This is a genomic window from Streptomyces sp. NPDC051677, from assembly GCF_044453465.1.
Lineage (GTDB): Bacteria > Actinomycetota > Actinomycetes > Streptomycetales > Streptomycetaceae > Streptomyces.
In genome coordinates this window covers 104,528-130,681 of sequence record NZ_JBITCT010000007.1, presented here as the reverse complement: position 1 = coordinate 130,681, position 26,154 = coordinate 104,528, and the positions used below count along the sequence as shown (strand labels likewise).

The 26,154-nt window shown below is 72.1% G+C and carries 30 protein-coding genes; 16 read left to right on the top strand and 14 right to left on the bottom strand.

Features of this window, described 5'->3' with window-relative positions; genetic code table 11:
• Positions 1-557 precede the first annotated feature (557 nt).
• Positions 558-785 carry a hypothetical protein gene (locus ACIBAF_RS10515; protein WP_399462774.1) on the bottom strand — a complete coding sequence of 76 codons (228 nt, stop codon included), beginning with the start codon at positions 783-785 and terminating at the stop codon, positions 558-560.
• A 208-nt stretch (positions 786-993) separates the two neighbouring features.
• On the opposite strand from ACIBAF_RS10515, the gene ACIBAF_RS10510 reads away from it, so the two are divergent.
• From ACIBAF_RS10510 to ACIBAF_RS10500, 3 genes are all read left to right on the top strand, one after another.
• Positions 994-2,247 (top strand): multiprotein-bridging factor 1 family protein, encoded by a 1,254-nt coding sequence (locus ACIBAF_RS10510; RefSeq protein WP_399462773.1) that lies wholly within the window; start codon positions 994-996, stop codon positions 2,245-2,247.
• A 158-nt stretch (positions 2,248-2,405) separates the two neighbouring features.
• The gene (locus tag ACIBAF_RS10505; protein WP_399462772.1) at positions 2,406-2,792 is read left to right on the top strand and encodes a DUF6415 family natural product biosynthesis protein; all 387 of its coding nucleotides are present in this window, start codon (positions 2,406-2,408) and stop codon (positions 2,790-2,792) included.
• Positions 2,793-3,193: 401 nt separating this feature from the next.
• Entirely contained in the window at positions 3,194-3,502 is a 309-nt protein-coding gene (locus ACIBAF_RS10500) for a hypothetical protein (RefSeq protein ID WP_399462771.1), read from the top strand.
• Between the two features lie 73 nt (positions 3,503-3,575).
• Here ACIBAF_RS10500 and ACIBAF_RS10495 read toward each other — a convergent pair whose 3' ends face one another.
• The 5 genes from ACIBAF_RS10495 to ACIBAF_RS10475 all read right to left on the bottom strand — a co-directional run bounded on the left by ACIBAF_RS10495 (position 3,576) and on the right by ACIBAF_RS10475 (position 5,142).
• The gene (locus ACIBAF_RS10495; protein WP_399462770.1) at positions 3,576-3,962 is read right to left on the bottom strand and encodes a hypothetical protein; all 387 of its coding nucleotides are present in this window, start codon (positions 3,960-3,962) and stop codon (positions 3,576-3,578) included.
• Positions 3,962-4,150, bottom strand: coding sequence for a hypothetical protein (locus tag ACIBAF_RS10490; RefSeq protein WP_399462769.1), 189 nt, complete (start codon positions 4,148-4,150; stop codon positions 3,962-3,964). The genes ACIBAF_RS10495 and ACIBAF_RS10490 overlap by 1 nt, the downstream gene beginning before the upstream one ends.
• Positions 4,151-4,250: 100 nt before the next feature.
• Positions 4,251-4,526: a hypothetical protein gene (locus ACIBAF_RS10485; protein ID WP_399462768.1), complete on the bottom strand. Its 276-nt coding sequence runs from the start codon at positions 4,524-4,526 to the stop codon at positions 4,251-4,253.
• Complete coding sequence (locus ACIBAF_RS10480) at positions 4,523-4,795, bottom strand: hypothetical protein (RefSeq protein ID WP_399462767.1); 273 nt, start codon at positions 4,793-4,795, stop codon at positions 4,523-4,525. Before ACIBAF_RS10480 ends, ACIBAF_RS10485 begins: the two co-directional genes overlap by 4 nt.
• On the bottom strand, positions 4,792-5,142 hold the full coding sequence (locus tag ACIBAF_RS10475; protein WP_399462766.1) for a hypothetical protein: 351 nt from the start codon (positions 5,140-5,142) through the stop codon (positions 4,792-4,794). Before ACIBAF_RS10475 ends, ACIBAF_RS10480 begins: the two co-directional genes overlap by 4 nt.
• 194 nt (positions 5,143-5,336) lie before the next feature.
• Between ACIBAF_RS10475 and ACIBAF_RS10470 the strand changes: the two genes are divergently transcribed.
• From ACIBAF_RS10470 to ACIBAF_RS10435, 8 genes are all read left to right on the top strand, one after another.
• A complete protein-coding gene (locus ACIBAF_RS10470) occupies positions 5,337-5,615 on the top strand; it encodes a type II toxin-antitoxin system Phd/YefM family antitoxin (protein WP_399462765.1) in 279 nt (92 codons plus the stop codon).
• A gap of 340 nt (positions 5,616-5,955) precedes the next feature.
• Complete coding sequence (locus tag ACIBAF_RS10465; RefSeq protein ID WP_010355509.1) at positions 5,956-6,258, top strand: urease subunit gamma; 303 nt, start codon at positions 5,956-5,958, stop codon at positions 6,256-6,258.
• An 11-nt stretch (positions 6,259-6,269) separates the two neighbouring features.
• Positions 6,270-6,581: an urease subunit beta gene (locus ACIBAF_RS10460; RefSeq protein ID WP_399462764.1), complete on the top strand. Its 312-nt coding sequence runs from the start codon at positions 6,270-6,272 to the stop codon at positions 6,579-6,581.
• On the top strand, positions 6,574-8,295 hold the full coding sequence (locus ACIBAF_RS10455) for an urease subunit alpha (protein ID WP_399462763.1): 1,722 nt from the start codon (positions 6,574-6,576) through the stop codon (positions 8,293-8,295). The genes ACIBAF_RS10460 and ACIBAF_RS10455 overlap by 8 nt, the downstream gene beginning before the upstream one ends.
• Positions 8,296-8,305: 10 nt before the next feature.
• Positions 8,306-8,980: an urease accessory protein UreF gene (locus ACIBAF_RS10450; RefSeq protein ID WP_399462922.1), complete on the top strand. Its 675-nt coding sequence runs from the start codon at positions 8,306-8,308 to the stop codon at positions 8,978-8,980.
• Between the two features lie 124 nt (positions 8,981-9,104).
• Positions 9,105-9,782, top strand: coding sequence for an urease accessory protein UreG (ureG, locus tag ACIBAF_RS10445; RefSeq protein WP_399462762.1), 678 nt, complete (start codon positions 9,105-9,107; stop codon positions 9,780-9,782).
• Between the two features lies 1 nt (position 9,783).
• Positions 9,784-10,542, top strand: coding sequence for an urease accessory protein UreD (locus ACIBAF_RS10440; protein ID WP_399462761.1), 759 nt, complete (start codon positions 9,784-9,786; stop codon positions 10,540-10,542).
• 118 nt (positions 10,543-10,660) lie between these two features.
• Positions 10,661-12,262, top strand: coding sequence for an alpha/beta hydrolase (locus ACIBAF_RS10435; protein WP_399462760.1), 1,602 nt, complete (start codon positions 10,661-10,663; stop codon positions 12,260-12,262).
• Positions 12,263-12,334: 72 nt separating this feature from the next.
• Here the strand turns inward: ACIBAF_RS10435 and ACIBAF_RS10430 are convergent, their stop codons facing one another.
• From ACIBAF_RS10430 to ACIBAF_RS10405, 6 genes are all read right to left on the bottom strand, one after another.
• Positions 12,335-13,090 carry a lysophospholipid acyltransferase family protein gene (locus tag ACIBAF_RS10430; protein WP_399462921.1) on the bottom strand — a complete coding sequence of 252 codons (756 nt, stop codon included), beginning with the start codon at positions 13,088-13,090 and terminating at the stop codon, positions 12,335-12,337.
• 140 nt (positions 13,091-13,230) lie between these two features.
• Positions 13,231-14,484: a PP2C family protein-serine/threonine phosphatase gene (locus ACIBAF_RS10425; protein ID WP_399462759.1), complete on the bottom strand. Its 1,254-nt coding sequence runs from the start codon at positions 14,482-14,484 to the stop codon at positions 13,231-13,233.
• Positions 14,485-14,551: 67 nt separating this feature from the next.
• Complete coding sequence (locus ACIBAF_RS10420; protein WP_399462758.1) at positions 14,552-17,002, bottom strand: SpoIIE family protein phosphatase; 2,451 nt, start codon at positions 17,000-17,002, stop codon at positions 14,552-14,554.
• A 112-nt stretch (positions 17,003-17,114) separates the two neighbouring features.
• Positions 17,115-18,368: an ornithine--oxo-acid transaminase gene (gene rocD / locus ACIBAF_RS10415; RefSeq protein WP_399462757.1), complete on the bottom strand. Its 1,254-nt coding sequence runs from the start codon at positions 18,366-18,368 to the stop codon at positions 17,115-17,117.
• Positions 18,365-19,186: a dimethylargininase gene (ddaH, locus tag ACIBAF_RS10410; RefSeq protein ID WP_399462920.1), complete on the bottom strand. Its 822-nt coding sequence runs from the start codon at positions 19,184-19,186 to the stop codon at positions 18,365-18,367. Before ddaH ends, rocD begins: the two co-directional genes overlap by 4 nt.
• Before the next feature lie 167 nt (positions 19,187-19,353).
• Complete coding sequence (locus ACIBAF_RS10405) at positions 19,354-19,839, bottom strand: Lrp/AsnC family transcriptional regulator (protein ID WP_079663754.1); 486 nt, start codon at positions 19,837-19,839, stop codon at positions 19,354-19,356.
• Between the two features lie 78 nt (positions 19,840-19,917).
• Here ACIBAF_RS10405 and ACIBAF_RS10400 point away from each other — a divergent pair, with 78 nt between their 5' ends.
• Genes ACIBAF_RS10400 through ACIBAF_RS10385 form a run of 4 tightly spaced genes read left to right on the top strand, consistent with a single transcriptional unit; the run spans position 19,918 to position 24,010 of the window.
• Positions 19,918-20,670, top strand: coding sequence for a LytR/AlgR family response regulator transcription factor (locus ACIBAF_RS10400; protein WP_399462755.1), 753 nt, complete (start codon positions 19,918-19,920; stop codon positions 20,668-20,670).
• Positions 20,671-20,672: 2 nt separating this feature from the next.
• Positions 20,673-21,032, top strand: coding sequence for a hypothetical protein (locus ACIBAF_RS10395; protein ID WP_399462754.1), 360 nt, complete (start codon positions 20,673-20,675; stop codon positions 21,030-21,032).
• A 30-nt stretch (positions 21,033-21,062) separates the two neighbouring features.
• Positions 21,063-22,808 (top strand): cation acetate symporter, encoded by a 1,746-nt coding sequence (locus tag ACIBAF_RS10390; protein WP_399462752.1) that lies wholly within the window; start codon positions 21,063-21,065, stop codon positions 22,806-22,808.
• Complete coding sequence (locus ACIBAF_RS10385) at positions 22,805-24,010, top strand: sensor histidine kinase (protein WP_399462751.1); 1,206 nt, start codon at positions 22,805-22,807, stop codon at positions 24,008-24,010. The genes ACIBAF_RS10390 and ACIBAF_RS10385 overlap by 4 nt, the downstream gene beginning before the upstream one ends.
• Here ACIBAF_RS10385 and ACIBAF_RS10380 read toward each other — a convergent pair whose 3' ends face one another.
• Complete coding sequence (locus ACIBAF_RS10380) at positions 24,011-24,181, bottom strand: hypothetical protein (RefSeq protein ID WP_399462750.1); 171 nt, start codon at positions 24,179-24,181, stop codon at positions 24,011-24,013.
• Between the two features lie 61 nt (positions 24,182-24,242).
• The gene (locus ACIBAF_RS10375; RefSeq protein ID WP_399462749.1) at positions 24,243-25,193 is read right to left on the bottom strand and encodes a cytochrome c oxidase assembly protein; all 951 of its coding nucleotides are present in this window, start codon (positions 25,191-25,193) and stop codon (positions 24,243-24,245) included.
• 140 nt (positions 25,194-25,333) lie between these two features.
• On the opposite strand from ACIBAF_RS10375, the gene ACIBAF_RS10370 reads away from it, so the two are divergent.
• Positions 25,334-26,113, top strand: a complete 780-nt coding sequence (locus ACIBAF_RS10370; protein ID WP_399462748.1) for an HAD family hydrolase — start codon at positions 25,334-25,336, stop codon at positions 26,111-26,113.
• Positions 26,114-26,154: the final 41 nt, after the last annotated feature.

The following is a 26,154-nucleotide window of genomic DNA, read 5'->3' as shown; positions in this document are numbered from 1 at the left end:
GGCCTTCTCGGCTCTCTTCGGGGGTTCCGGGGGCGATTCGCTCGACCGGGGGGCCTGTCGGCCGCTGCGGGAGCTGCTCGCCTGCATCACCAGAGTCCTGCACGGCCGGGTGTACGTCAAGCCCTCAACTCACCTTATTTCAAATAATCTTGAGGAATGAGCGGACATGGCCCGAAGCTACGTGTGCGCGGACTGCTCTGCCGCGGGTGAGACGGAGAAGGACCGCGGCGGCCTCCCGAAGCGCTGCCCGGAGTGCGCCCGCCGCCGCAGGGTCGAGCAGGAACGCGCCCGCGAGAAGACCCGGACCCGGGCACCGCGCACGTACCCGCCTGAGGGGCGGGCGAGCTCGGCACTGTGCGCCGACGGCTGCGGGCGGCTGCTGTACGGCAGTCCCACGTCGCTTCCGGCCGGGAAGAGGACGTGCCGAGCCTGCCGGGCCGCACGCCGCGCCCTACCCTCCTCCGCCGGCGGAGGAGGGTAGCCCGTTCCTCGATCGGTGGAGGAACGGACAGTACGCCCTGGTCTCCTCCACAAATCGAGGAGACCAGGGCCGCGACTCAGGCGCCGCTGTCCGGGTCCCCGCGCACCGCGTCGCCGATGTCCGCCAGGTCCCACAGTGCGAGGGGCTGACCGCGTACGGGGTTGGGCCGGAAGCCGGCCGGGGCGACGCCGCGCCGCCGGGCCCAGGCTCGGAACTGCTGGGGGTTCTTGCCGAGGGAGTAGGCGGCCTCGGGGGTCATCACGAGCTGACGGCCGTCGCGGCCGGTCTTCTGGGAGGGCAGCACGCAGCCCAGTGTGCGCCGCGCGCGTGCTGCACTGGCGTCTCCCGCCCGATCCGGGCACTCCGAGAGGGGACTGCCCCCTGTGAAGCGGACGGCCCGCAGAAGGGGATACAGGGCGACGGCCCCCACCTCAGAGATGGGGGCCGATCGCTGACACCCGGGCCACGGCCAGGGGTACCGTTCTGATTGCGACGTCAGAACGGAGTTCAGTATGCCTGAGCGGACCGACATTGCCCCCGAGACCTTCGGTCAGCGCGTCCAACGCGCCCGCGTACGTACAGGTAAGACCAGGGCCGTTGTAGCGGGTCTGATGGATCAGTCCACCGAGTGGGTCAAGGCCATCGAGACCGGCCGTATCGGGATGCCCCGCCTGCCCAAGCTCCTTCGGCTCGCGCACGTCCTCGGCATCGAGGACATCAGCGAGCTGACCGGAGACGAACGCATCGCAGCCACGACCTACACCAAGGCGCAGCACGACGACTTGCCCGTCATGAAGCGCGCGCTGACCACGTATCGGCTCGCTGCTGACGACCGTGAACCGGAGTCCGCCGAGGTACTGGCCGCGCGCCTGCGCCAGGCGTGGAAGCTGTGGCACGCCAGCGACCGCCGCACGGGCCCGAGGAACGCTGTCGAGGGCAACCGCTCCCGCATCGTCGGCCTGCTGCCCAGCCTGCTCGCCGACACCCAGAACGCCACACGCGCCCTCGAGGGCGCCGACCGCCGGCGTGCGCTCGTCGCGCTCGCCGAGACCTACCACCTGGCCCAGCTCTTCCTGTCCTTCCAGCCCGCGCCTGATCTCGTCATGCTCACCGGGGACCGGGCCATGACGGCGGCTCAGGACGCTGACAGCCCGCGCGCGATCGCTGCTGCCGCCTGGTACGTCAACCACGTTCACCGCGACGCCGGAGAAGCAGCAGAAGCACGCGTCGAACTGGCGGAGCAGGCCGCCGTGCTCCTGCCCGACCAGGCCGACCCGGACCACGTCGCCCGCCGAGGCCTGCTGTACCTGGCCGTCGCCCTGTCGTACGCGAAGACGGGCCAGGCCGGGGACGCATGGCGGTACTGGGACAAGGCCGACGCCGCCGCCCGCCAGCTCGGCGACGACTACGCGCACCCGTGGCTGATGTTCGGCCGCGGAATCGTCGACGGCTACGCCATCACCATGCACAACGACCTGGTGCAGCCCGGCAAAGCTCTCCAGGTCGCGGACTCCCTCGAACTGGACCGGATCCCGTCGGCCACCCGCCGCTCGTACCACCTGATCGAGACGGCGCGCGCGTACGGCCTGGTCGGCGAGCGCGTCGCGGCCGTCGCCCTTCTCAAGAAGGCGTACGAGGAGTCGCCGGAGACGATCGAGTACAACCTGCACACACGCAGCGTGCTGCCGGAGTTGGTGAAGTCGGGGCCGCGCATGGTCCGTGACGATGCGCTCGTGCTGGCCCGGGACTTGGGCGTACCTGTGTGATCACGGCGGGGGTAGGAACCGTACCCCTCCGTAAGGGGGTAGGGGCCGTACCCCTTGGCGGCCTCAACCGCTCTTAGCGTCGACAGCTCAGGCAAGACCCCCGCGACCGGGCGAACGGTCCGGGGGCGTGGCCACAGCCGCGAAGGAGCTGCGACACCATGCAAACTACAACCTCGGTGCCATCCGCCGAAGAGCAGGTTCAGGACCCGCCGGATATCGCCACCATGCGGGAGACGGCGGGAATCCTGCTGGACCCCGACGCCGTCGCCCTGGCCCCCGCCGCCGGCGAGCTGGACAAACTGACGCGGATGATGCGCGGGCACCTGGAGCTGCTCATCCCGAAGGTCGAGCGGGTGGCCGGGAAGCTGGAGGAAGGGAGCCCCGCTCGCCACTGCGCGCTGGCGTGCCTGGGTGAGGCGAGCAGGAAGCTCCGCACGGAGGCGGCCCCGACGCCTGACGGGCCGCTCACCCACGCCCGGCGCCTGGCCCGCGTCCTGAACGCCCTGTGCGAGCACTACGAGCAGAGCGGCGGTGAGCGCCCGTGACCGCCGCGACCGACAGGGAGTCGCTGTCCGCCGAGTGCGCGGTCGCGCGCACGCCCAACTACGAGAGCCTGCACGGGGACTGCCGCCAGCTGGAGGACATCCCTCTGCCGCACTCCAGTGGCGTCGTGCTTGTGCCTCGCTGCCGCTGTTCGTGCCACGGGAAGGCGTCGTGAAGGCGGTCACCGGCCTGCTCGTGTACGTGGCGGCCGTGACGGCCCCGGTCCTCGCCCTGGTGCTGGCGCGGACGCCGAACTGACGCACCCCCATGGCGGCCGCTCCGGGACAGGGCCGCACCCAAAGCCCCGCCGCGCCGAGGACCGCAAGCCTCAGCCCGGCGGGAAGCCGCCCCGCCGCAGTCTCCGCAAGAGCTCGGCGGGGCGGCCCTCACCAGGAAGAGACCGATGGACCCCATCGACGGGCAGACCCTTCCGCCCCCGGCGCCCTTCATGTTCGGGTGCGCCGAGTGCGTGAGGCTGCTACGGGCGTTGGGCGAGAACGTCGCCGCGGACGTCGGTTGCCTCACCGAGCAGCTGTTCATCGCCCGGCACATCGTCGAGAACCATCCCGACCAGGTGCCGGATCCGCACGCCCGGAACTGCGACCGCTGCCCCCGCTACGCCTCCCGCAGCGACGGCGATCCTGGCGGCCTGTGGGCCGAGCACCGCGCCCGCGACCTGTTCCTGCCGGAAGCCGTCGCCCGGCTGCTGTAGCCCCGCCCGCCCCCTGAACGGCCCCGTCTGTCCGCTCCCCCCGTGGCGGATGGGCGGGGCCTTCCTCGTTCTGTCAGGCGGATTCGTTCGGGAGGACTGCAACGGGCCAGTCACCGAGGTATAGCCACTCGTCGAACTCTGGCTCGGGCCGCTCCCGGAAGGCGATCCAGAGGTGCCCGTGCGCCCGGAAGATGTTGGCCAGTGCTCGGCAAAGATCCTGCGGCGACTCGTTCGGGTAGTCGTCGAGGTCGAGGCCCATCTCATCGAGGGTCTGCCGCAGGCTTCCCCGGGCGTCGAGCACGCTGCCAGCGTCGACCTCGGCGCGGTAGAGACACGGGCCGCCGAACACCAGGAACCGGCCGCTCGCGTAGTCGAGTGCGTGTTCCCTGCTGCTCGTCCATGAGGTCAACCCCTCGATGACGCTCAGGCCGGGGGCATCTGCTCGATACAGAGTGATCACTACCGTTGGTGCCCCTCGACGGCGCTGGCGATCGCGTTGCCCAGTTCCGGAGCGAGCGCGGCCAGGATCGCGCTACCGATTCGGGGTGACACGGTGGCACGGAGGGTCTTCTCGTCCGTGGAAAGCGAGAGATAGACCGCGCCCGGCGGCACCGCCTTCTCATCGACGATGATCTCGACGTCATACATGGCTTCTTCTTCCCTGTGGTGAAGGTCGGATACGACCTCGCCGGGCCACGCCTCGCCATGCCGCTCTCAGGCTACTGGACGAAACGGACCCGGCGATGGGTCACACGGCGTGGAGGCCGTGCCGGTCGTCGCTGTGGGCGTCCCGGTGTCTGCCGGTCCGGCCGCCCTCGAGGACCCGCAGCGCGGGCCGGGGCCGCTTCTGGATTGCCGCCAGAATCTCGTCTGCCTCCTGCTCGGCGCGCGCCACCTCGGGTGCCTCCTCGGCGAGCACGGCCCGCAGGAACTCCAGGTGCGCACGGGTGGCGCGCAGCTCACGCGACACGGCGGCGAGCTGCTCTTCGACGGCCGCCAACCGCTGGGACTCGGCGTGCGTCATCTCCGCTCACCCCCACCCCGTCTGACGGCCGTATGACGCTCCTCGGGGGCGTCATACATGCTGGTCAGGTCGGCGACACGGATGGACAGGACGTCCGGCCGGTCCCCGTTCCGGGCCGTCAGGTCGTCCACCGTGCGGTGAGCCTGAGCGATCAGGCGCACCGCACACCTCACGGCGTCGGACGCGCTCAGGCCGCCGCGCTGGAGTACTGCGAGGTCGTCGTCGAAGTCGGGCGTCCGACGGATCGACACGGGAGGCCGGCGGCTCATCGACCCTCACCGCCCGACGGCCGGACGGCCTCCATCCAGTTCTTCCCGGCGGCGAGGCGCTCGCGCGCCTGGTCGTAGGTGACGTACCCGGTGGGCGGATGCTCGGCGAGCCGCTCGCGCAGATAGTCGGTCGTCCAGTCGACGCCGAGCGGAGCGTCATCGGTGAGGACCGTCTGAAGAGCGATCTTCACGTGACCGATGCGCTCGATCAGGATCCGGTCGTGTGTGGCTGCGTCGCCGACCGTGGCCGGGTACGGAAGGTCGACGGCTTCGAGGACGGCCGCGAGTAGGTCGCGCAGCGGCTCAGTCTGGTGCCCGGGTGCGGGGTTGGCGGTACGGTCGTGCACGGGTCTGGCTCCTTGATCGGAAGGATCTGGATCAAGGCCCTGGGCCGGTCTCTCACACCGGCTTGGGGCCGCCCGCCGTCTCACGGATATCTCACAGACGTGACGTGTGACGGTGGTCTCGGAGCCTCTGAACTGCGGTTTCGTGGAATCTGCGGTCTCTCACGGAACCCCTGGAACGTCCGTAAGCTAGGGGTATGGCCTACGAGATTCCGGTGACGCAAGCCAGGGCTGAGCTCGCCGACCTGATCAACCGAGTGGTGTACGGCGGAGAGCGCGTCGTCGTGACACGGCACGGCAAGCCCCTTGTCGCCCTCGTCTCCGCCGCCGACCTGGAGCGACTCGACGAGCTGGACCGGCCCGTGGAGGAGCCGGTGATCCGCTCGGTCTCAGCCGTGCGCGAGGTCGCGTCCGCTCCCCGCGAACAGCAGCGGTTCGGCATCGCGGCGGAACACCGGCGGCCGAACCCGTCGTGAAGACGCCGTCGGCCGCGAGCGCCGGGCCGCGCCCCGCGGCTCGGGCCCCGGGCCGCCGTGAGGGCCGGCTCCTGGGCCGGTGAGGGCCGTCGCGCTGTATACGGTCCGGTCCTCTGTGCCGTCCCGGCCGGCCTTCCGGTGGGGTCGGGACGACGGGAGGGCCTGGGCGCGTCGCCGGGCGGGTCGCCCCCCGCTGCCGGGATCATGCATCGAGCACCGCTCGGTTAACAGGCTCGAAACGCGGTCCAACTAGCCTGCCGATCCATGCCACCAGGGACTTTTCCCCGTGGCCGCGGCAACCGGGCCCCGCACGGCCTGGAGCGAGGATGTGAGGTGGGACGTGCAACTGACCCCGCACGAGCAGGAGAGGCTGCTGATCCACGTGGCGGCCGACGTCGCCGAGAAGCGCCGGGCCCGCGGGCTCAAGCTCAACCACCCGGAGGCCGTGGCCCTCATCACGTCGCACATCCTCGAAGGCGCGCGTGACGGCCGCACGGTCGCCGAGCTCATGGCCTCCGGCCGCAAGCTGCTCACCCGCGACGACGTCATGGAGGGCATCCCCGAGATGATCCACGACGTCCAGGTCGAGGCCACCTTCCCGGACGGCACCAAGCTCGTCACCGTCCACGACCCGATCGTCTGAGGGAGGCCTCGATGATTCCCGGAGAGATCCTGTTCTCGGACGAGCCCGTCGTGTACAACGAGGGCCGCGAGGTCACCCGGCTGACCGTCCTCAACGCCGCCGACCGGCCCGTCCAGGTCGGCTCCCACTACCACTTCGCCGAGGCCAACCCGGGCCTGGACTTCGACCGCGCCGCCGCGCGCGGCAAGCGGCTGAACGTCGCCGCCGGCACCGCCGTGCGCTTCGAGCCCGGGATCCCCGTCGACGTCGAACTCGTCCCCCTCGCCGGCGCCCGTGTCGTGCCCGGGCTGCGCGGGGAGACCGGAGGTGCCCTCGATGCCTGAGATCTCGCGTGCCGCGTACGCCGACCTGTTCGGCCCGACGACCGGCGACCGCATCCGGCTCGCCGACACCGACCTGCTGATCGAGATCGAGGAGGATCGCTGCGGCGGCCCCGGCCTCGCCGGTGAGGAGGCCGTCTTCGGCGGCGGCAAGGTCATCCGTGAGTCCATGGGCCAGTCCCGCGCCACGCGCGCCGACGGCACGCCCGACACCGTCATCACGGGCGCGGTCATCGTCGACCACTGGGGCGTGGTGAAGGCCGACGTCGGCATCCGCGACGGGCGGATCACCGGCATCGGCAAGGCCGGCAACCCCGACACGATGGACGGCGTCCATCCGGACCTGGTCATCGGCCCCGAGACCGAGATCATCGCGGGCAACGGGCGGATCCTGACGGCCGGCGCGGTCGACGCGCACGTCCACTTCATCTGTCCGCAGATCGCCGACGAGGCGCTGTCCTCGGGTGTCACCACGCTCGTCGGCGGCGGCACCGGACCGGCCGAGGGCTCGAAGGCGACGACCGTGACGCCGGGCCCCTGGCACCTCGCGCGCATGCTGGAGGCGATGGAGCAGTACCCGCTGAACATCGGGTTCCTCGGCAAGGGCAACACCGTCTCCCAGGACGCGATGCTGTCGCAGATCCGGGGCGGGGCGCTCGGCCTGAAGCTGCACGAGGACTGGGGCTCGACCCCGGCCGTCATCGACGCCTCGCTGACCGTCGCCGACCGGACGGGCATCCAGGTCGCCATCCACACGGACACCCTCAACGAGGCCGGTTTCGTGGGCGACACGCTCGCCGCGATCGCCGGCCGCGGCATCCACGCCTACCACACCGAGGGCGCGGGCGGCGGGCACGCGCCGGACATCATGACCGTCGTCTCGGAGCCGCACGTGCTGCCGAGCTCGACCAACCCGACGCGGCCGTACACGGTGAACACCGCCGAGGAACACCTCGACATGCTGATGGTGTGTCACCACCTCAACGCGGCGGTCCCGGAGGACCTGGCGTTCGCCGAGTCCCGGATCCGGCCGTCCACGATCGGGGCCGAGGACGTCCTGCACGACCTCGGCGCGATCTCGATCATCTCCTCCGACGCGCAGGCCATGGGCCGGGTCGGCGAGGTCATCCTGCGGACCTGGCAGACGGCGCACGTGATGAAGCGGCGCAGGGGCGCGCTGCCCGGCGACGGCCGCGCGGACAACCACCGGGTACGCCGCTACATCGCCAAGTACACGATCAACCCGGCGCTCGCGCAGGGCCTGGCCCGCGAGATCGGCTCGGTCGAGGGCGGCAAGCTCGCCGACCTGGTGCTGTGGGAGCCGGCGTTCTTCGGCGTCAAGCCGCACCTCGTCATCAAGGGCGGGCAGATCGCGTACGCGCAGATGGGCGACGCCAACGCCTCGATCCCGACCCCGCAGCCGATCCTGCCGCGCCCGATGTACGGGGCGATCGGGCGGGCGCCGGCGGCGAACTCGTTCAACTTCGTGGCGCCTCTCGCCATCGAGGACGGGCTGCCGGAACGGCTCCAGCTGGGCAAGAAGTTCGTCGCCATCGACTCCACGCGCGCGGTGACCAAGGCGGACATGCGGGAGAACGACGCCCGGCCGCGCGTTCAGGTCGATCCCGACAGCTTCGCCGTGCACATCGACGGGGAGCTCGTCGAGGCGACTCCGGCCGCCGAACTGCCCATGGCCCAGCGGTACTTCCTGTTCTGAGGACGTGAGTGTGACAAGGGCGGCACTACTGGTCCTGGCCGACGGCCGCTTCCCCGCCGGAGGGCACGCGCACTCCGGCGGGGCGGAACAGGCCGTCAAAGCCGGGCGGATCACCGACGCGGCGAGCCTGGAGTCCTTCTGCCGGGGACGGCTGCACACGGCGGGACTGGTGGCGGCGGCGCTGGCCGCGGCGGCGGCCGTCGGGGCGGACCCGGCGCAGCTGGACGCGGCGGCCGACGCCCGCACGCCGTCCCCGGCGCTGCGGGCAGCCGCACGGCGACTGGGCCGGCAACTGATGCGGGCCGCCCGCGCGACCTGGCCGAGCGCCGAACTGGACGCCCTGGCACGGGAGTTCCCCAAGGGCGCGCACCAGCCGGTGGTCCTGGGTCTGACCGCGCGGGCGGCCGGGCTGGGGGCGGAGGACGCGGCGTACTGCTCGGTGTACGAGAGCGTGAGCGGGCCGGCGACGGCTGTGGTGCGGTTGCTGAGCCTGGACCCGTTCGAGGCGACCGGCGTCCTGGCCCGGCTGGCGCCGGAGGCGGACCGGGTGGTCGACCGGGCGGTGTCGGCGGGGGCGGCGGTGGCCGCGGGCGGGGTCGACGCGTTGCCTGCGGCTTCCGCGCCGCTGCTGGAGATCGGGGCGGAGGTGCATGCGGCGTGGCCCGTGCGGCTGTTCGCCTCCTAGCTTTCCTCGCCCCCGCCGCCCCTTCCCGTCCCATCCCTGGGGGCTCTGCCCCCAGACCCCCGTTCGGCCCTGAAAGGGCCTCGTCCTCAGACGCCGGACGGGCTGAGTTGTAGGAGCCGTTGCCATGCATCTTGACCATTCCCACGGCGGGCCCGCCGCCGTCAGCGCCGACGCTCGTCGGCCCGACGGTTCGCGTCGTGCCCTGCGGATCGGGCTCGGTGGGCCCGTCGGGTCCGGGAAGACGGCCACCGTCGCCGCGCTCTGCCGGGAGCTGCGGGACGAGCTGTCCCTCGCCGTCGTCACCAACGACATCTACACCCGCGAGGACGCCGAGTTCCTGCTCCGGGAAGCCGTGTTGCCGCCCGAGCGGATCACCGCCGTGGAGACGGGCGCCTGTCCGCACACCGCGATCCGGGACGACATCTCCGCCAACCTCGAGGCCGTGGAGGATCTCGAGGACGCCGTCGGGCCGCTCGATCTCGTGCTGGTCGAGTCCGGCGGGGACAACCTCACGGCCACCTTCTCCAAGGGGCTGGTCGACGCGCAGATCTTCGTGATCGACGTCGCGGGCGGGGACGACATTCCGCGCAAGGGCGGGCCCGGCGTCACCACCGCCGACCTGCTGGTCGTCAACAAGACCGACCTCGCGCCGTACGTCGGCTCCGACCTCGCCCGGATGGCCGCCGACGCCAAGGCCCAGCGTGCCGAACTGCCCGTCGTCTTCCAGTCGTTGCGCAGCGACAGCGGGGTGAGCGACGTCGCCGCGTGGGTGCGGGCGCGGCTCGCCGCCTGGGCGGCGTGACATGAGCGGTGTGCACGCCACCGCACGGATCGGGGCGCGCGCCGACGGGCGTGGGGGAACCGCGCTGCCCGTCCTGGAGAGCGACGGGCCGCTCGCCCTGCGGCGCACCCGGGGCACGGGCGGCGAAGCACGGGTCGTGCTCGTCGGGGCGATGAGCGGACCCCTCGGCGGCGACCGGTTCGCCGTCGAGGCGGACGTCGGCGGCGGCGCCCGGCTGCGGGTGGGATCGGCCGCCGCCACCATCGCCCTGCCCGGTCAGACGAAGGACGAGGCCCACTACGACGTACGCCTGAGGGTCGCCGACGACGGTGAACTGCATTGGCTGCCCGAGCAGTTGATCTCGGCCAAGGGCAGCGAACTGTTCGTGTCCACCCGGGTCGACCTCGACGCCGGGGCCCGGCTCGTGCTGCGCGAGGAGCAGGTCCTCGGGCGGGCGGGGGAGGAGCCCGGCCGGCTCACCAGCCGGCTCGTCGTGCGGGTCGCCGGGCGGGTCGTCCTCGACCAGGAGCTGGCCTGCGGGCCCGGCGCTCCCGGTGGCTGGGACGGCCCCGCCGTGCTCGCGGGACACCGCGCCCTGGGCCAACTCGTCGTCGTCCGGCCGGAGTTCGCCGAGCAGGCGGTGGCGGCCCGGGTCCTCGGGGAGCAGGCCTGCGTCATGCCGCTGGCCGGGCCCGCCGCCCTCGTCACCGCCGTGGCGCCCGACGGCCTGCGGCTGCGCCGCGTGCTGGACGAGGCGCTCGTCGCGCTCGACATCCGGTGAGCGGTACGTTCTGCTCCGGTTATCGGATTGGCAAAGAAGGTCAACGACACCTGTTCTCAGGCGCCGCACAGCCGCGAGGATCCCTCTGCCGCCATAACTAGGTAGGGAGAGGGCCCACTTGAGGGACATACGACCGACCAAACGGACCGCTGCGCTCGGCTCGGCCGGCGTACTCGTCGCCACGACGCTGCTGGCCGCCGCCGTCGCGGCGCCCACGGCGAGCGCGACCAGCAGCAGCACCGGGCAGGACCGTGAGGCGCGCGGAGCCGCGATCGCCGCGGAGCGCGCCGCCAAGGCCGGCATCGACTGGCAGGACTGCCCCGCCGACTGGGGCCTGGAGAAGCCGATCCAGTGCGGCTGGGTCACCGTGCCGCTGGACTACGCCAGGCCGAACGGCAAGCAGATCAAGCTGGCCGTCGACCGCATCGGCAACACGGGCACGCCCCAGGAGCGCCAGGGCGCGCTCGTGTACAACCCCGGCGGCCCCGGCGGGTCCGGCCTGCGCTTCCCGCGCCGCGTCACCACCAAGGCCCCCGTCTGGACCAACGTGGCCAAGGCCTACGACTTCGTGGGCTTCGACCCGCGCGGGGTCGGCCACTCCGCGCCCATCTCCTGCATCGACCCGCAGGAGTTCGTCAAGGCGCCCAAGGCCGACCCGGTCCCGGACAGCGCGGCCGACAAGCGCGCGCAGCGCAAGCTCGCCCGTGAGTACGCGGACGGCTGCGCCGAGCGCAGCGGCAAGGCCGTGCTCGCGCAGATGACGACGCCGAACACCGTCCGCGACCTGGACGTCATCCGCGCCGCCCTCGGCGAGAAGAAGCTCAACTACCTGGGCGTCTCCTACGGCACCTACATCGGCGCCGTCTACGGCACCATGTTCCCGGGCCATCTGCGCCGCATGATCGTCGACAGCGTGGTCGACCCCTCCCGCGAGAAGATCTGGTACGAGGCCAACCTCGACCAGGACGTCGCCTTCGAGGGCCGCTGGAAGGACTGGCAGGACTGGGTCGCCGCCCATGACGCGACCTTCCACCTCGGCACCACCCGCGCCGCCGTCCAGGCCAAGTGGCTTCAGCTGCGCGCCACCGCCAAGAAGAACCCCATCGGCGGGGTCGTCGGCCCGGCCGAACTGATCTCCTTCTTCCAGAGCGCCCCGTACTACGACTCCTCGTGGGTCCCGGTCGCCACCGTCTTCGGCAAGTACGTCGCCGGGGACACCCAGGCGCTCGTCGACGCCGCCGCCCCGGACCTCACGGACACGGCCGGCAACATCACCTCGGAGAACGGCAACGCCGTCTACACGGCCGTCGAGTGCACCGACGCCAAGTGGCCCACCAGCTGGCAGAAGTGGGACCGGGACAACACGGCGCTCAACAAGAACTACCCGTTCATGACCTGGGCCAACGCCTGGCTGAACCTGCCGTGCGCCACCTGGCCGGTCAAGCAGCAGACCCCGGTGGACGTCAAGACCCACAAGGGCCTGCCGCAGGTGCTGATCGTGCAGTCCACGCGTGACGCGGCCACCCCGTACGGGGGCGCCGTCGAACTGCACAAGCGGTTCAAGGGCTCGCGCCTGATCACCGAGAAGGACGCCGGCTCCCACGGCGTGACCGGTCTGGTCAACACCTGCATCAACACCCGGGTGGACGCCTACCTCCTCACCGGCAAGCTGGACACCGCGGACGTGACCTGCGCGCCGCACGCCACGCCGAAGCCGTAACCACCGGCTGCAGGACGGCAACGAGGGGCGGCCGGAGCAATCCGGCCGCCCCTCAGGCATTGTGACGGAGCGTCAACTCAGCGGAAGGCGACGGAACTTCCGTTCCTTCTCCGGCTTCTGCGCCTTGTCCGCCTTGTCCGCCTTGGCCGCGGCGGCCTCCTCCGCCTTGGCGACGGCCGCGTACTGGTCCACGTACTCCTGCTCGGACAGCATCAGGATCGCGTACATGATCTCGTCGGTGATGGCGCGCAGCACCGCCTTCTCGTTCTCCATGCCGAGGTAGCGGGAGAAGTCGAGCGGCTTGCCGAAGCGGATCACCACGGGGTGCAGGGTGGGGATCTTCTTGCCGGGAGGCTGCGCCTCGAAGGTGCCGATCATCGCGCAGGGGATCACCGGCGCCTGCGCCTTCAGCGCCATCACCGCGACGCCGACCTTGCCCTTGTAGAGGCGGCCGTCGTGCGAGCGGGTGCCCTCCGGGTAGATGCCCAGCAGTTCGTCCTTGCTCAGCACGCCGAGGCCCTCGCGGATCGCGGCCTGACCGGCGTCCTTGCCGGAACGGTCGACCGGGATCTGCCCGGCGCTGCGGAAGAAGGTCGCCGTCAGCCGGCCCTTGATGCCGGGGCCCGTGAAGTACTCGGCCTTGGCCAGGAAGGTGATGCGCCGCTTGAGGACCGCGGGCATCAGAAAGTGGTCCGAGAACGACAGGTGGTTGCCGGCGACGATGGCCGCTCCCGACTCGGGGACATGCTCCAGACCCTCTATTCGGGGGCGGAAGAGCAGTTTGAGCAGCGGCCCCAACACCACGTATTTCAGGAGGTAGTAGAACAAGGGAGTCGCTCCTCGGGTCCGGCGGATCGGCTCGTGGCCGTGTTCCAGCAGGTCAACCGGCATGGTGTGGGGTGTCAGTGTAGGGGCAGGCGGCGACGGCCGAAACCGTGCCGACCCGTCCCCGCGGCCCGACCTCGCCGTCACAGCCGTACGACGACCAGGGCCGTGTCGTCGGTTGCGCCGCCCGGGGGCAGCAGCTCCAACAGGACGGCGTCGGCGAGGGTTTCGGGGTCGGCGTCCCGGTGCCGGGCGAGGGCGTCGGCGAGGCGGTTCACACCGGTGTCGATGTCCTCCCGGCGCCGCTCCACCAGTCCGTCGGTGTACAGGGCGAGGGTGGCGCCGTCGTCGTAGGAGGTGCACGCCTCGGGCCGGGGGGCCGGGGTGGGGCGGGCGTCGAGCGGGGGATCGGTGGCCTGGTCGAGGAACTCCACGCGGCCGTCGGCGTGGACGAGCACGGGCGGCGGGTGCCCGGCGCTGCTGTAGGTGATGGTGTGGTGGTCGAAGTCGATGAACGTGGTGACCGCGGTGGCCGACTCGGCGCCGTCCACGACGTGCGCGTACCGCCCGAGCACGTTCAGCGCCTCGGCCGGTCCCGCGGCGACCCGGGAGGCCGCGCTGAGGGCGCTGCGCAGCTGGCCCATCACCCCGGCGGCCTCCAGACCGTGCCCGACCACGTCGCCCACCGACACGCCGATGCGGTTGCCGCCGACGAGGTCGACCAGGTCGTACCAGTCCCCGCACACGTTGAGCGCGCCCACCGCCGGCCGGTAGCGCACGGCCGCCCGGTGGTGTCCGACCTGACGGCGGGCCGGCAGCATCGCCTCCTGCAGGGCGAGGGCCACCTCGCGTTCGCGGGCGTGCGCCCGGCGCAGGCGCTCGTTGAGCTCCTGCAGCTCACGGGCCCGGGTGTACAGCTCGGCCTCCAGGACGCGGCCCCGGCTGTCGATCTGTGATCCGTGCCCGCCGGCCCCGCGCCCGCCGCGGGCCCGGATCAGCTCGGTGACCTCCTCGACCCGGTGCACCAGCAGCACCACCGACCCGTCCGGGCCGTGCACCGGCGCGTTCACCGGGCTCCAGTAGCGCTCCTCCCACTCGCCGGGGCGCTCGACCGACTCGACGTCGTAGCGCTGCAGCGCCATGGCGTCCCGCTCGCCGGTGGCCAGTACCCGGCGCAGTGAGGCCTCCAGGTTGCGCATGCCGGTCGCGCCTTCGTCGTTGGGGTTGTCCGGGAAGACCTCGAAGAGGTGCCGACCGATCATCTGCTCGCGCTTGCGGCCCGCCACGCGCAGGAACTCCTCGTTGGCGTCCGCGTACACCAGCCCGGGCGTCAGCAGCGCCACCATGCCCGGCAGGGCCTGGAACACCGCCGCGTAGTCGATCGCCGTGTCGTTCATGGCTCGCGCCCCATCCGCCGGTATTGCGCCATTTTCTCATGTGATGTGACGAATGGTGGAAACGTGCTCAGGCGCCGGGATCCATGAGCGACTGCTCGGCCCAGATGATCTTCCCTTCGGGGAGGAAGCGGGTGCCCCATCGCTGGGTGACCTGTGAGACCAGCAGCAGCCCGCGGCCGCCCTCGTCCATGGCGCGCGGATGGCGCAGATGGGGTGCGGTGGCCCCGCCGTCGAAGACCTCGCACACCAGGGTGCGCTCGCGGATCAGCCGCAGCCGGATCGGGCCGGTGGCGTACCGGATGGCGTTGGTGACCAGCTCGCTGACGACCAGCTCGGTGGTGAACGACAACTCGGCGAGCCCCCACTCCGCCAGCCGGCGGCTCGCGGTCTTGCGGGCCTCGGCGACCGCCGCAGGATCGGCGGGCAGCTCCCAGTCGGCGACCCGGTCGGCGGCCAGCCGGTGCGTCCGGGCCATCAGCAGGGCCACGTCGTCGTGCGGCCGGGCCGGCACGAGCGCGTCGATCACGGCCTGGCAGCGCACATCGAGACGCTCCGACGCCCGCTCCAGGGCCAGCCGCAGCCGCTCCCGGTCCGTGTCCAGCGCCCAGTCCTGGCCCTGGGCCAGCAGCCCGTCCGTGTGCAGCGCGAGCGTGCTGCCCTCCGGCAGGGTCACCTCGGCCGACTCGAACGGCGGGCCGCCCACGCCGAGCGGCGGTCCCTGCGGCAGGTCGACGAACGTGACGGCGCCGTCGGGCAGGACGACGGCCGGGGCGGGGTGCCCGGCGGCGGCCATCGTGCACCGCCCGTCCACGGGGTCGTAGACGACGTACACGCATGCGGACCCCACGGTCTGCGTCCCCTCGGCCCCCGGCTCCGCCTCCCCCTCCTCCGCTGTCACGTCGTCCTCGTGGTCCATGCGGGCGACCAGGTCGTCGAGGTGCGCGAGGACCTCCTCGGGCGGCAGGTCCAGGGCGGCGAGGGTGCGCACGGCGGTCCGGACCCGCCCCATGGCCGCGGCGGCGTCGATGCCGTGCCCGGGCACCTCGCCGACGACCAGGGCTACCCTGCCCGCCGACAGCGGGATCAGGTCGTACCAGTCCCCGCCGAGGCCGGTCAGCTCGTCGGCCGGCCGATAGCAGGCGGCCACCTCGACCGCCTCCTGCTCGGGCAGCCGGCGGGGGAGCAGGTTGCGCTGGAGCACCAGGGCCGCGTCGCGCTCGCGGGTGTAGCGGCGGGCGTTGTCCACGCAGACGGCCGCCCGTGAGACGAGGTCCTCGGCCAGGGCCAGGTCGTTCTCGTCGAAGGGCTCGCGCCGGTGGTCTCGCAGGAACGTGGTGACGCCCAGGGTGGTGCCCCGGGCCCGGACCGGCACCACCAGGACGCTGGGCGGCTCGGCCGCGGCCGGCCCCCGCTCCTCGGCCGGCCCCCGCTCCTCGGTGGGCCGCTCGCCCCGCCAGGGCCGCCCGGTCGCGAGGCAGCGCGCCGACGGCGAGTCGACCGGGCAGACGACCAGGGCGGCGCCGGCGTCCTCTGGGGCGTCGGCGCCGGCCGACCGCCGGCCTGCCCGGTGCAGGGTGACGGTTTTCCTCGGGCCGTCCGCCGGTTGCCCTTGCGTGGGCTCCGCGCCGCGCAGGACCGGCTCCAGCAGGTCCACGGTGACGACGTCGGCGAAGCCCGGCACAGCCACGTCGGCGAGTTCCTGGGCGGTGCGGCCGATGTCCAGGCTGCGGCCGATGCGCCGGCCGGCCCGGTCCAGCAGAGCCAGCCGCTGCCGGGCGCGGTGGCGCTCGGTCATGTCGACGACCGTGTAGTACACGCCCATGGGATGGCCGTGGTCGTCGTCGAGCCGGGTGAACGAGAGCATGTGCGCCGTCTCCCGGTGCGGCGAGGCCCGTACATGCCCCACGTGCTCGTACCCGAGGACGGGCTCCCCGCTCTGCAGCACCCGCCGCATCTGCGCCTCGATCGCCTCGGAGTCCAGACCCGGCTGGACGTCCGCGAGCCGCAGGCCCAGCCGGTGCTCGGGCGGCCCGCCGCCGAACCGGGCGAGGGCCGCGTTCGACCACACGAAGCGCAGGTCGGCGTCGACGATGGCGATGCCGATCGGCGAGCCGCTCACCATCTTCTCCAGCACGGGGCGGCTCATGCTCCAGCCGGGGGCGTCGCCCCGCTCGTTCAGCAGGACCAGCCAGCGTGTCGGGCCGCCGGGCTCGTCGGCCGAGGTGATCCGGGCCATGACCGGGATCGGCCGGCCGTCCCCGCGGCGGGCCGACAGCAGTCCGGCCCAGCCGCCCTCCCGCCGGCACCGTTCGAGGACGTCCGGCACCCGCGCGGCGTCCGCCCGGGTCAGCAGCTCGGCCAGCCCCCTGCCCACCGCCTCGGCGGCCGGATAGCCCAGCAGCCGCTCGGCGTCCCTGGTCCAGCCCCTGACCACACCGCCCGCGTCGAGCAGGAGGGGGGCGGCATCCGCCACGTCGAACCGCCGACGGGCAACGTCGTCCTCGTCGTGTGTGCCCACGGTCGACCTCTCTGTCGCTGAGAGTGGTCTACCACCTCCTGACTCAATCATCACCCTGCCTGCACGACAGCCGCCGAGCCACCCGGGGAACGGGGCCGGTCCGGCGGATCCCTCAGGCCTCCCGGGTCAGCACCCGCTCCAACGCCGTCAGCGCCGAGGCGAGTTCCTCTTCGGTGATCGTCAGCGGTGGGGCCAGCCGGATGGTCGAGCCATGGGTGTCCTTGACCAGGACGCCCTCGCCCATCAGGCGCTCGCTCACCTCGCGGCCGGTGCCGAGGGCCGGGTCGACGTCCACGCCCGCCCACAGCCCCCGCGCCCGGAAGCCGACCACGCCCTTGCCGACCAGCCCGGTCAGACCGTCCCGCAGGACCGCCCCCAGCTCGGCCGCCCGGCGCTGGAACTCGCCCGTCTCCAGCAGGTCCACCACCGCCGTGCCGACCGCCGCGGCCAGCGGATTCCCGCCGAACGTCGACCCGTGCTCGCCAGGCCGCAGCACCGACAGCACCTCGCGTCGCGCCACCACCGCAGACACTGGCACGATCCCCCCGCCGAGCGCCTTGCCCAGCAGCAGGACGTCGGGGACGACCCCCTCGTGCTCCACGGCCAGCGTGCGACCGGTGCGCCCGAGCCCGGACTGGATCTCGTCCGCGACGAAGAGACAGTTCGCCCGCCGGGTCAGCTCCCGCACCCCGGCCAGATAGCCGTCGTCGGGGATGAGGACGCCCGCCTCGCCCTGGATCGGCTCGATGAGCACCGCGGCGGTCGTCTCGTCGACGGCCTGCTCCAGCGCGGCCAGGTCGTTGTACGGGACGATCCCGAACCCCGGAGTGAACGGTCCGAAGCCGGCCCGGGCCGTCTCGTCCGTGGAGAAACTCACGATCGTCGTCGTACGGCCGTGGAAGTTGTCCGCGGCGACCACGATCGTCGCCCGGTCGGCCGGGACGCCCTTCACGTCGTAGGCCCACTTACGGGCCACCTTGATGCCGGACTCGACGGCCTCCGCGCCCGTGTTCATCGGCAGGACCATGTCCAGACCGGTCAGCTCCGCGAGCCGCTCGGCGAATTCGGCGAGGCGGTCGTTGTGGAAGGCGCGGGAGGTGAGCGTCAGACGGTCCAGCTGACGGTGGGCCGCCTCGATCAGCAGCGGGTGCCGGTGGCCGAAGTTGAGGGCCGAGTAGCCGGCCAGCATGTCCAGGTACCGGCGGCCCTCGACGTCCTCCACCCAGGTGCCCTCGGCGCGCGCGACGACCACGGGCAGCGGATGGTAGTTGTGCGCGAGGACGGGCTCCTCGGCACGGATCAGGTCGGCGGAGGAACGCTCGGCGGCGGCATCGGCGGACTGCGCGGGGACGACGGGTGCGGTCATGAACGGATCTCCTGCGTGCAGCACTTGATGCCACCGCCGGCCTTCAGGAACTCCGAGAGGTCGACGGGGACGGGGACATAGCCGCGCTCGGCGAGCCGGGACGCGAGGACCTCGGCCTGCGGGGCGATGAAGACATGACGGCCGTCGGAGACCGAGTTCAGGCCCAGCGCCATGGCGTCGTCGCGGGTGGCGAGCACCGCGTCCGGATACAGCCGGGCCAGCACCTCCCGGCTGCCGGCCGAGAACGCCTCCGGGAAGTACGCGATGTTTCCATCGTGCCCGCCGTCGAGGACGAACAGCGCCGTGTCCAGGTGGTAGAAGTGCGGGTCCACCAGCGTCAGGCTGATCACCGGGTGACCGAAGAACTCCTGCACCTCCCGGTGCGCCTCCCGGGTCGTGCGGAACCCGGTGCCGGCCAGCACGTACCGGCCCGTCCACACCAGGTCCCCCTCGCCCTCGCAGACGGACTCGGGCCGGTGGACGTCGAAGCCCGCCGCCTTGAACCAGGTGTCGTAGTGCACGGACTCGGGCCGCCGCTGCGGCGCGTGGAAGAGGGCCCCGAAGACCCGGCCCGCCACGACGACCGCCGAGTTCGCGGCGAAGACCATGTCGGGGAGACCGGGGGCCGGCTCCACGACGTCCACGGTGTGGCCGTGGGCCCGATAGGCGCTGATCAGCGTCTGCCACTGGGTCTGGGCCAGATCGACGTCCACGGGGGTGTCGGGACGCATCCAGGGGTTGATCGCGTACTGCACGGCGAAATGTCTGGGTTCACAGACGAGGAAGCGCCGGGGGCGCTGCACACGGTCGTCGGTCACACTCTCGGACACAGAGGGTTCCTCCGCTTTTCCTGCGGTGTCGACTGAGGGTTGACACCAAGGTAGGAACTGACGGGGACGCACGACAAGGAACGAGCATTGCGTGTCCGCGCAGGAATACTGCGTGCTGTCGACGATCTGCGCAGGTTCGCTGCGTCTTCGCAGGTTTATTCGGGAGCGTGCTGGGTCGCGCCCGCCTCCGGGCTCTCCGGCAGCAGATGCGACAGCACCATCACGCTGATCGTCTTCCGGATGAACGGCTCGGCCCGGATGCGCTCCAGCACGTTCTCGAAGTGCTCCACGTCCCGCGCCCGCACGTGCAGCAGCGCGTCCGCCCCACCCGTCACCGTCATCGCCGCGGTGATCTCCGGATGGTTGCGCACCACCTCCGCCAGGCGCCTCGGCGGAGCGGCCCCCTCGCAGTACACCTCCACGTACGCCTCCGTGCGCCAGCCCAGCGCCGACGGCTGCACGGTCGCCGTGAACCCGGTGATCACCCCCGTGTCCCGCAGCCGGTCCACCCGGCGCTTGACCGCCGTCGCGGACAGACCGATCGCCGTGCCGATCTCGGCGAAGCTCGACCTGGCGTTCGCCATCAGAGCCGTGATGATCTTCCGGTCGAGATCGTCGAAAGGGGCGGGCGCGCTGTTCATGCGGGCACTGTATCCAGCACATACGTCCACACCCCGGCACATGTCCAGCGGTGCGGATCGCCCCTACACTCCACCTTCATGCTGCGCGCCCTCGCCGTCGACGACGAACGCCCCTCGCTGGAGGAGCTGCTGTACCTGCTCACCGCCGACCCCCGGATCGGCAGCGTGGAGGGCGCCGGCGACGCGACCGAGGCGCTGCGCCGCATCAACCGCGCCCTGGAGTCCGGCCCGCACGGCCCCGAGGCCATCGACGTCGTCTTCCTCGACATCCAGATGCCCGGCCTCGACGGCCTGGACCTGGCCCGACTCCTCACCGGCTTCGCGCAGCCTCCCCTGGTCGTCTTCGTCACCGCCCACGAGGACTTCGCCGTCCAGGCCTTCGACCTCAAGGCCGTCGACTACGTCCTCAAACCCGTCCGCAAGGAACGCCTCGCCGAGGCCGTGCGCCGGGCCGCCGAACTGCGCGGCGCCGCCGCCCCGCGCATCCCCGTGCACGAGCCCGACCCGGACTCCATACCCGTCGAGCTCGGCGGCGTGACCCGCTTCGTCGCCGTCGACGACATCACCCACGTCGAGGCCCAGGGCGACTACGCCCGCCTGCACACCGACCGCGGCAGCCACCTGGTCCGCATCCCCCTCTCCACCCTGGAGGAGCGCTGGCGCGCCCGCGGCTTCGTCCGCATCCACCGCCGCCACCTCGTCGCCCTGCGCCACATAGGCGAACTCCGCCTGGACGCGGGCACGGTGAGCGTCCTGGTCGGCGGCGAGGAACTCCAGGTCAGCCGACGCCACGCCCGCGAACTGCGGGACCTGCTGATGAGGAGGCCCTAGCCGTGCCCCAGGACCCCGTCGAACGGCGCGTCGTCGTCACCGGACCGCCGCGCCGCACCCGGCGCTCCTTCGGCTACTACCGCCCGCGCACCGAGATCGACGAGCAGACCACCCTCGGTCACACCTACGTCCGCTCCCTCATGCGCTCCCAACTGCGCGCTGCCCTCACGGTGTTCGCCGTCCTCATGCTCCTCATCGGCCCGCTGCCCCTCCTCTTCGCGGCGATGCCCGACGCCCACCGCCTTCAGTGGGCGGTCCTCGGCTTCTGCCTCTACGCCCCGCTCGTCCTGCTCGCCCGCTGGTACGTACACCGCGCCGAACGCAACGAACGGGACTTCATCCGGCTGGTCGAGGACAAGTGAAGGGCGAGGACAAGTGAAGGCCGCACCGCGATGAACTCGACGTTCGCCGTTCCCGCCGTCGCCCTGGTCGTCGTCGCCACCGTCCTCGTCGGCGCCTTCGGGCTGCGCATCTCCCGCACCACCTCCGACTTCTACGTCGCCTCCCGCACCGTCGGCCCCCGCCTCAACGCGGCCGCCATCAGCGGCGAGTACCTCTCCGCCGCCTCCTTCCTCGGCATCGCAGGACTGGTCCTCGTCCAGGGCCCGGACATGCTCTGGTACCCCGTCGGCTACACCGCCGGCTACCTGGTCCTGCTCCTCTTCGTCGCCGCCCCGCTGCGCCGCTCCGGCGCCTACACCCTCCCCGACTTCGCCGAGGCCCGTCTCGCCTCCCGGCCGGCCCGACGGCTCGCGGGCGCCTTCGTCGTCGGCGTGGGCTGGCTCTACCTGCTGCCCCAACTCCAGGGCGCAGGACTGACGTTGACCGTCCTTACCGGCGCCCCCGACTCGCTGGGCGGGCTGATCGTCGCGGTCGTCGTCACCGCGACCGTCGCCGCGGGCGGCATGCGCAGCATCACCTTCGTGCAGGCCTTCCAGTACTGGCTCAAGCTCACCGCCCTCCTCGTTCCCGCCCTCTTCCTGGCCCTCGCCTGGCAGGGCGACGGCGCGCCCCGCGGCGCCTTCGAGGAACCGGCCGCCTTCCGCGCCCAGCGCGTCGTCCGCGTCGACGACACCCTCGACCTCAAGCTGGCGAGCCCCCTCACCGTGACGGTGGACGGCACGGTCGACGGCCGCCCGTACGACGGCGCCGTACTGCGCCTCCCCGCCGGCGCCCACCACATCGAGCGGGGCGCCCGCCTCACCTTCGCCGCGGGCACCGCCGTCCCCACCGCCGAACGCGGCAGCAACGGAGGCATGTCCACCTCGCTCGCCGCCGGCCGCGAGGAACGGCCGCTGTACGCGACCTACGGACTGATCCTCGCCACGTTCCTCGGCACCATGGGCCTGCCGCACGTCGTCGTCCGCTTCTACACCAGCCCGCACGGGGTCGCCGCTCGCCGCACCACGGTCGCCGTCCTCGCCCTGATCGGCGCCTTCTACCTCCTGCCGCCCGTCTACGGCGCCCTGGGCCGCCTCTACGCCCCCGAGCTCGCCCTCAGCGGCGACGCCGACGCGGCCGTCCTGCTGCTGCCCGACCGGGTGATCGGCGGCCTCGGCGGCGACCTGCTGGGCGCCCTGGTCGCCGGCGGCGCCTTCGCCGCGTTCCTGTCCACGGCGTCCGGCCTGACGATGGCCGTGGCGGGGGTGCTCGCGCAGGACGTCCTGCCGACCCGCGGCGTACGGCACTTCCGCCTCGGCACCGGGCTCGCCATGGCCGTACCGCTCGCCGCGAGCCTGCTGGTGGGCGGGCTGCCGGTGGCCGACGCGGTCGGGCTGGCCTTCGCGGTGTCGGCGTCCTCCTTCTGCCCGCTGCTCGTCCTCGGCATCTGGTGGCGCCGGCTGACCCCGCCCGGCGCGGCCGCCGGAATGCTGGTGGGCGGGGGGTCGGCGTTCCTCGCCGTCGCCGCGACCATGGCCGGCTTCCCCGGCACGGGCGGCCTGCACGCGCTGCTCGCCTGGCCCGCGCTGTGGTCCGTCCCCCTGGGCTTCCTCACGATGATCCTGGTGTCCCTGGCCACCCCGGGGCGGGTCCCGGCCGGCACGGCGGCGATCCTGGCCCGCTTCCACCTGCCCGAGGAACTGCGCACCGAGGAGCTGCGGGCGGCGGAGGCGAAGGCCGCGGAGGCAACGGCATGAGCGGCTTCCTCGCGGGCGTCTGCATCGCGATCCTCCCCTTCCTCGCCGCGGGCTTCTGGCTGGGCCGCCGCACCGCCCGCCCGGAAAGCCTGGGCGGCCTTGGCACCCCCGTCGAGCACGCCACCTTCCAGACCCTGCACACCGCCTCCCTCGCCGCACCCCCGCTCCGGGCCGGCCTCACGGAGGAGACGGCCCGCAGATCGGCCCGCAGACTGCGCACCCTGCTCGGCACGGACGCCCTGTGCCTGACCGACGAGAAGGAGGTGCTGGCCTGGGACGGAGTGGGCGCACACCACCGCGCCGAGATCATGGAGCGGCTGGCCGGCCCGCTGGAGAGCGGCCGGGGCGAGGCCTTCCGCCTGACCTGCGAGCACACCGACTGTCCCGTCCGCTGGGCCGTCGTTGCCCCGCTCACCGTCGACGACCGGGTGCACGGCGCCCTCGTGGCCTGCGCGCCCCGCGAGTCCGCCGTCCTGGTGCGGGCGGCCGGCGAGGTGGCCCGCTGGGTGAGCGTCCAGCTGGAACTGGCGGACCTGGACCAGTCCCGGACGAAACTGATCGAGGCCGAGATCAAGGCTTTGCGCGCCCAGATCTCCCCGCACTTCATCTTCAACTCCCTCGCGGTGATCGCGAGTTTCGTCCGCACCGACCCCGAACGCGCCCGCGAACTGCTCCTGGAGTTCGCCGACTTCACCCGCTACTCGTTCCGCAGGCACGGCGACTTCACCACCCTCGCCGACGAACTCCACGCCATCGACCACTACCTGGCCCTGGTCCGGGCGCGCTTCGGCGACCGCCTCGCCGTCACCCTCCAGATAGCCCCCGAGGTCCTCCCCGTGGCGCTGCCGTTCCTCTGTCTCCAGCCGCTGGTGGAGAACGCCGTCAAGCACGGCCTGGAGGGCAAGGCCGGCACCTGCCACATCCAGATCACCGCGCAGGACGCCGGCGCCGAGGCCCTGGTCGTCATCGAGGACGACGGCGCCGGCATGGACCCGGTCGCGCTGCGCCGCATCCTGGCCGGCGAGGTGAGCCCGTCCGGCGGCATCGGCCTGTCCAACGTCGACGACCGGCTCCGCCAGGTCTACGGCGACGATCACGGCCTGGTCATCGAGACCGCCCTCGGCGCCGGCATGAAGATCACCGCCCGGGTCCCGAAGTACCAGCCCGGCGTGCACTCGGCGGCCCGGCTCGCCCCCGAGTGATCAGCCGGTCTTGGTCACGACCAGCGCGAGCGTGATCAGCCCCAGCACGACCCAGCCGAACCACAGCCAGCCGTTGCTGCCGAGCGCCACCGTGTAGGCGGTCACCATGACGAGCCCGCCGACGGTGAGCGCCCCCATGGTCTTCGTGGAACTGTCCGTGGTACCGGCCATCGCGACACCCTCCTCAGGGCCGCCCTCCGCAGGGCGGGTCCCCCTCCATGGTGCCCCGGGTTCAGCGCCCGCGTGCCTGGAGCGACGCAAGATAGGCGTTGTACGCCTCCAGCTCCTGGTCCCCGTCGCGGTCGGCGGCCCGGTCCTTGCGCCTGGCCTGCCGCTGCTCGGAGCCGTACCACTGGAACAGCAGGGCGATCAGCACCAGCACGGACGGGATCTCGCTGAACGCCCAGGCGATTCCGCCGGCCGCGTTCTGGTCGGACAGGGCGTCGATGCCGAGCGAGGCGGGCGGGTTCTTGAACGTCTCGACCATCGGCTGCGAGGCCATCATCAACGCGATGCCGAAGAACGCGTGGAACGGCATGCCCGCGAACAGCTCCAGCATCCGCATCAGATAGCCCGGCCGGCTCGGACCCGGGTCCACGCCGATGATCGGCCAGAAGAACACCACGCCGACGGCGAGGAAGTGCACCATCATCGCGACGTGCCCGGTCTTGGAGCCCATCAGGAAGTCGAACAGCGGGGTGAAGTACAGCGCGTAGAGGCTCGCGATGAACAGCGGGATGGTGAACGCCGGATGCGTGATGATCCGCATGTAGCGGCTGTGCAGCAGCATCAGCAGCAGCTCACGCGGCCCCTTGCGGCCCCGGCCGGCGGCCGGCAGCGCCCGCAGCGCGAGCGTCATGGGGGCGCCCAGCAGGATCAGGATCGGCGACAGCATGCTGATCACCATGTGCTGCACCATGTGCACGCTGAACATGACCATCCCGTAGTCGTTCAGCCGGGTGCACATCATGAGCCCGACGGTCAGCACCCCGACGACGAACGACACGGTCCGCCCGACCGACCAGGCGTCCCCGCGCCTGCGCAGCCGCACGACGCCCCAGCCGTACAGACCGAGCCCCACCAGGCAGGCGACGAGGAAGAACGGGTCCGCCGACCACTGAAGACCCCGTCCCAGCGTGAACGGCGGCAGATCCATGGTCATGCCGTGCCCGCTGTGATCCATCCGCCGGCTCCTGATTCGTGGGGGGTTGTACGTTTCCTGCCGCCCACCAGAGTAGAGAAGCCCCCGGCGGCCTCCGGCACCGGGGCGGTTCACCCGGGCGGTCCCGACTCGGAGGCGTTCACCGCGGGGAGGCTTGTGCCATGTCTGTCATCTTCTTCGACATCGGGGCGACCCTGGCGGAACCCCAGCCGGAACCGGACGGCTCGCTGACACTGCGCCCCCTGCCGCGTGTCCTCGCCGTTCTCGACGCCCTGGGCGAGGTACGCAAGGGCATCATCTCCAACCCCGGGTCCGCCGAGGCCGCCGTGGCACGGGCGCTGGCGGAGGCGTTTCCCGGCCGTTTCACGGACGCGGCCCTGGTGCACTGGGGAGTGAAGGACAGCCGCGAGATCTTCGACCGGGCGGTCGCCGGCGCCGGGGGAGCGGCCGACGACTGTGTCTTCGTGGGCGAGGACGCCCAGGAGCGCGGCTTCGCCCGGGAGGCGGGGATGCGCACCGCGGCCCATCCGGTGTTCGCCCTCGCGGCGGCGGAGGACCGGCCCGTGCTCCGGGCGCGGATCGAGCTGCGCGACGGCCAGGACCTGCGCTCGTTGACCGCGGCGATGGACGAGACGGAGGCCGTGCCCGCCGAGGTCGTCTCCGAGCGGCTGGTGCTCGCCATGGTGACCACGCGGGGCGTCGAAACGCTGGAGCGCGCAGGTTTCACGGTGGACGTGCGGGGCCCGGCGGAGGACCTGGTGCGCGATGACGTGGAGCAGGACGAGGTCGAGCGCCGGGCGACCGAGAAGTTCATCAGCGACCTGCTGGCGCGCGGCGAGGCGGTCTTCGAGGGCGAGAAGCCGACCCCTCGAACGACTCATGTGATCGAGCGCGCGGACGACGGACGGCTCTCCGTCCGTCGTCTGCGCTTTCTGTACTGAGCCGACGTGCTGACGGCCGATGTGCCGACCGCTGACGTCCG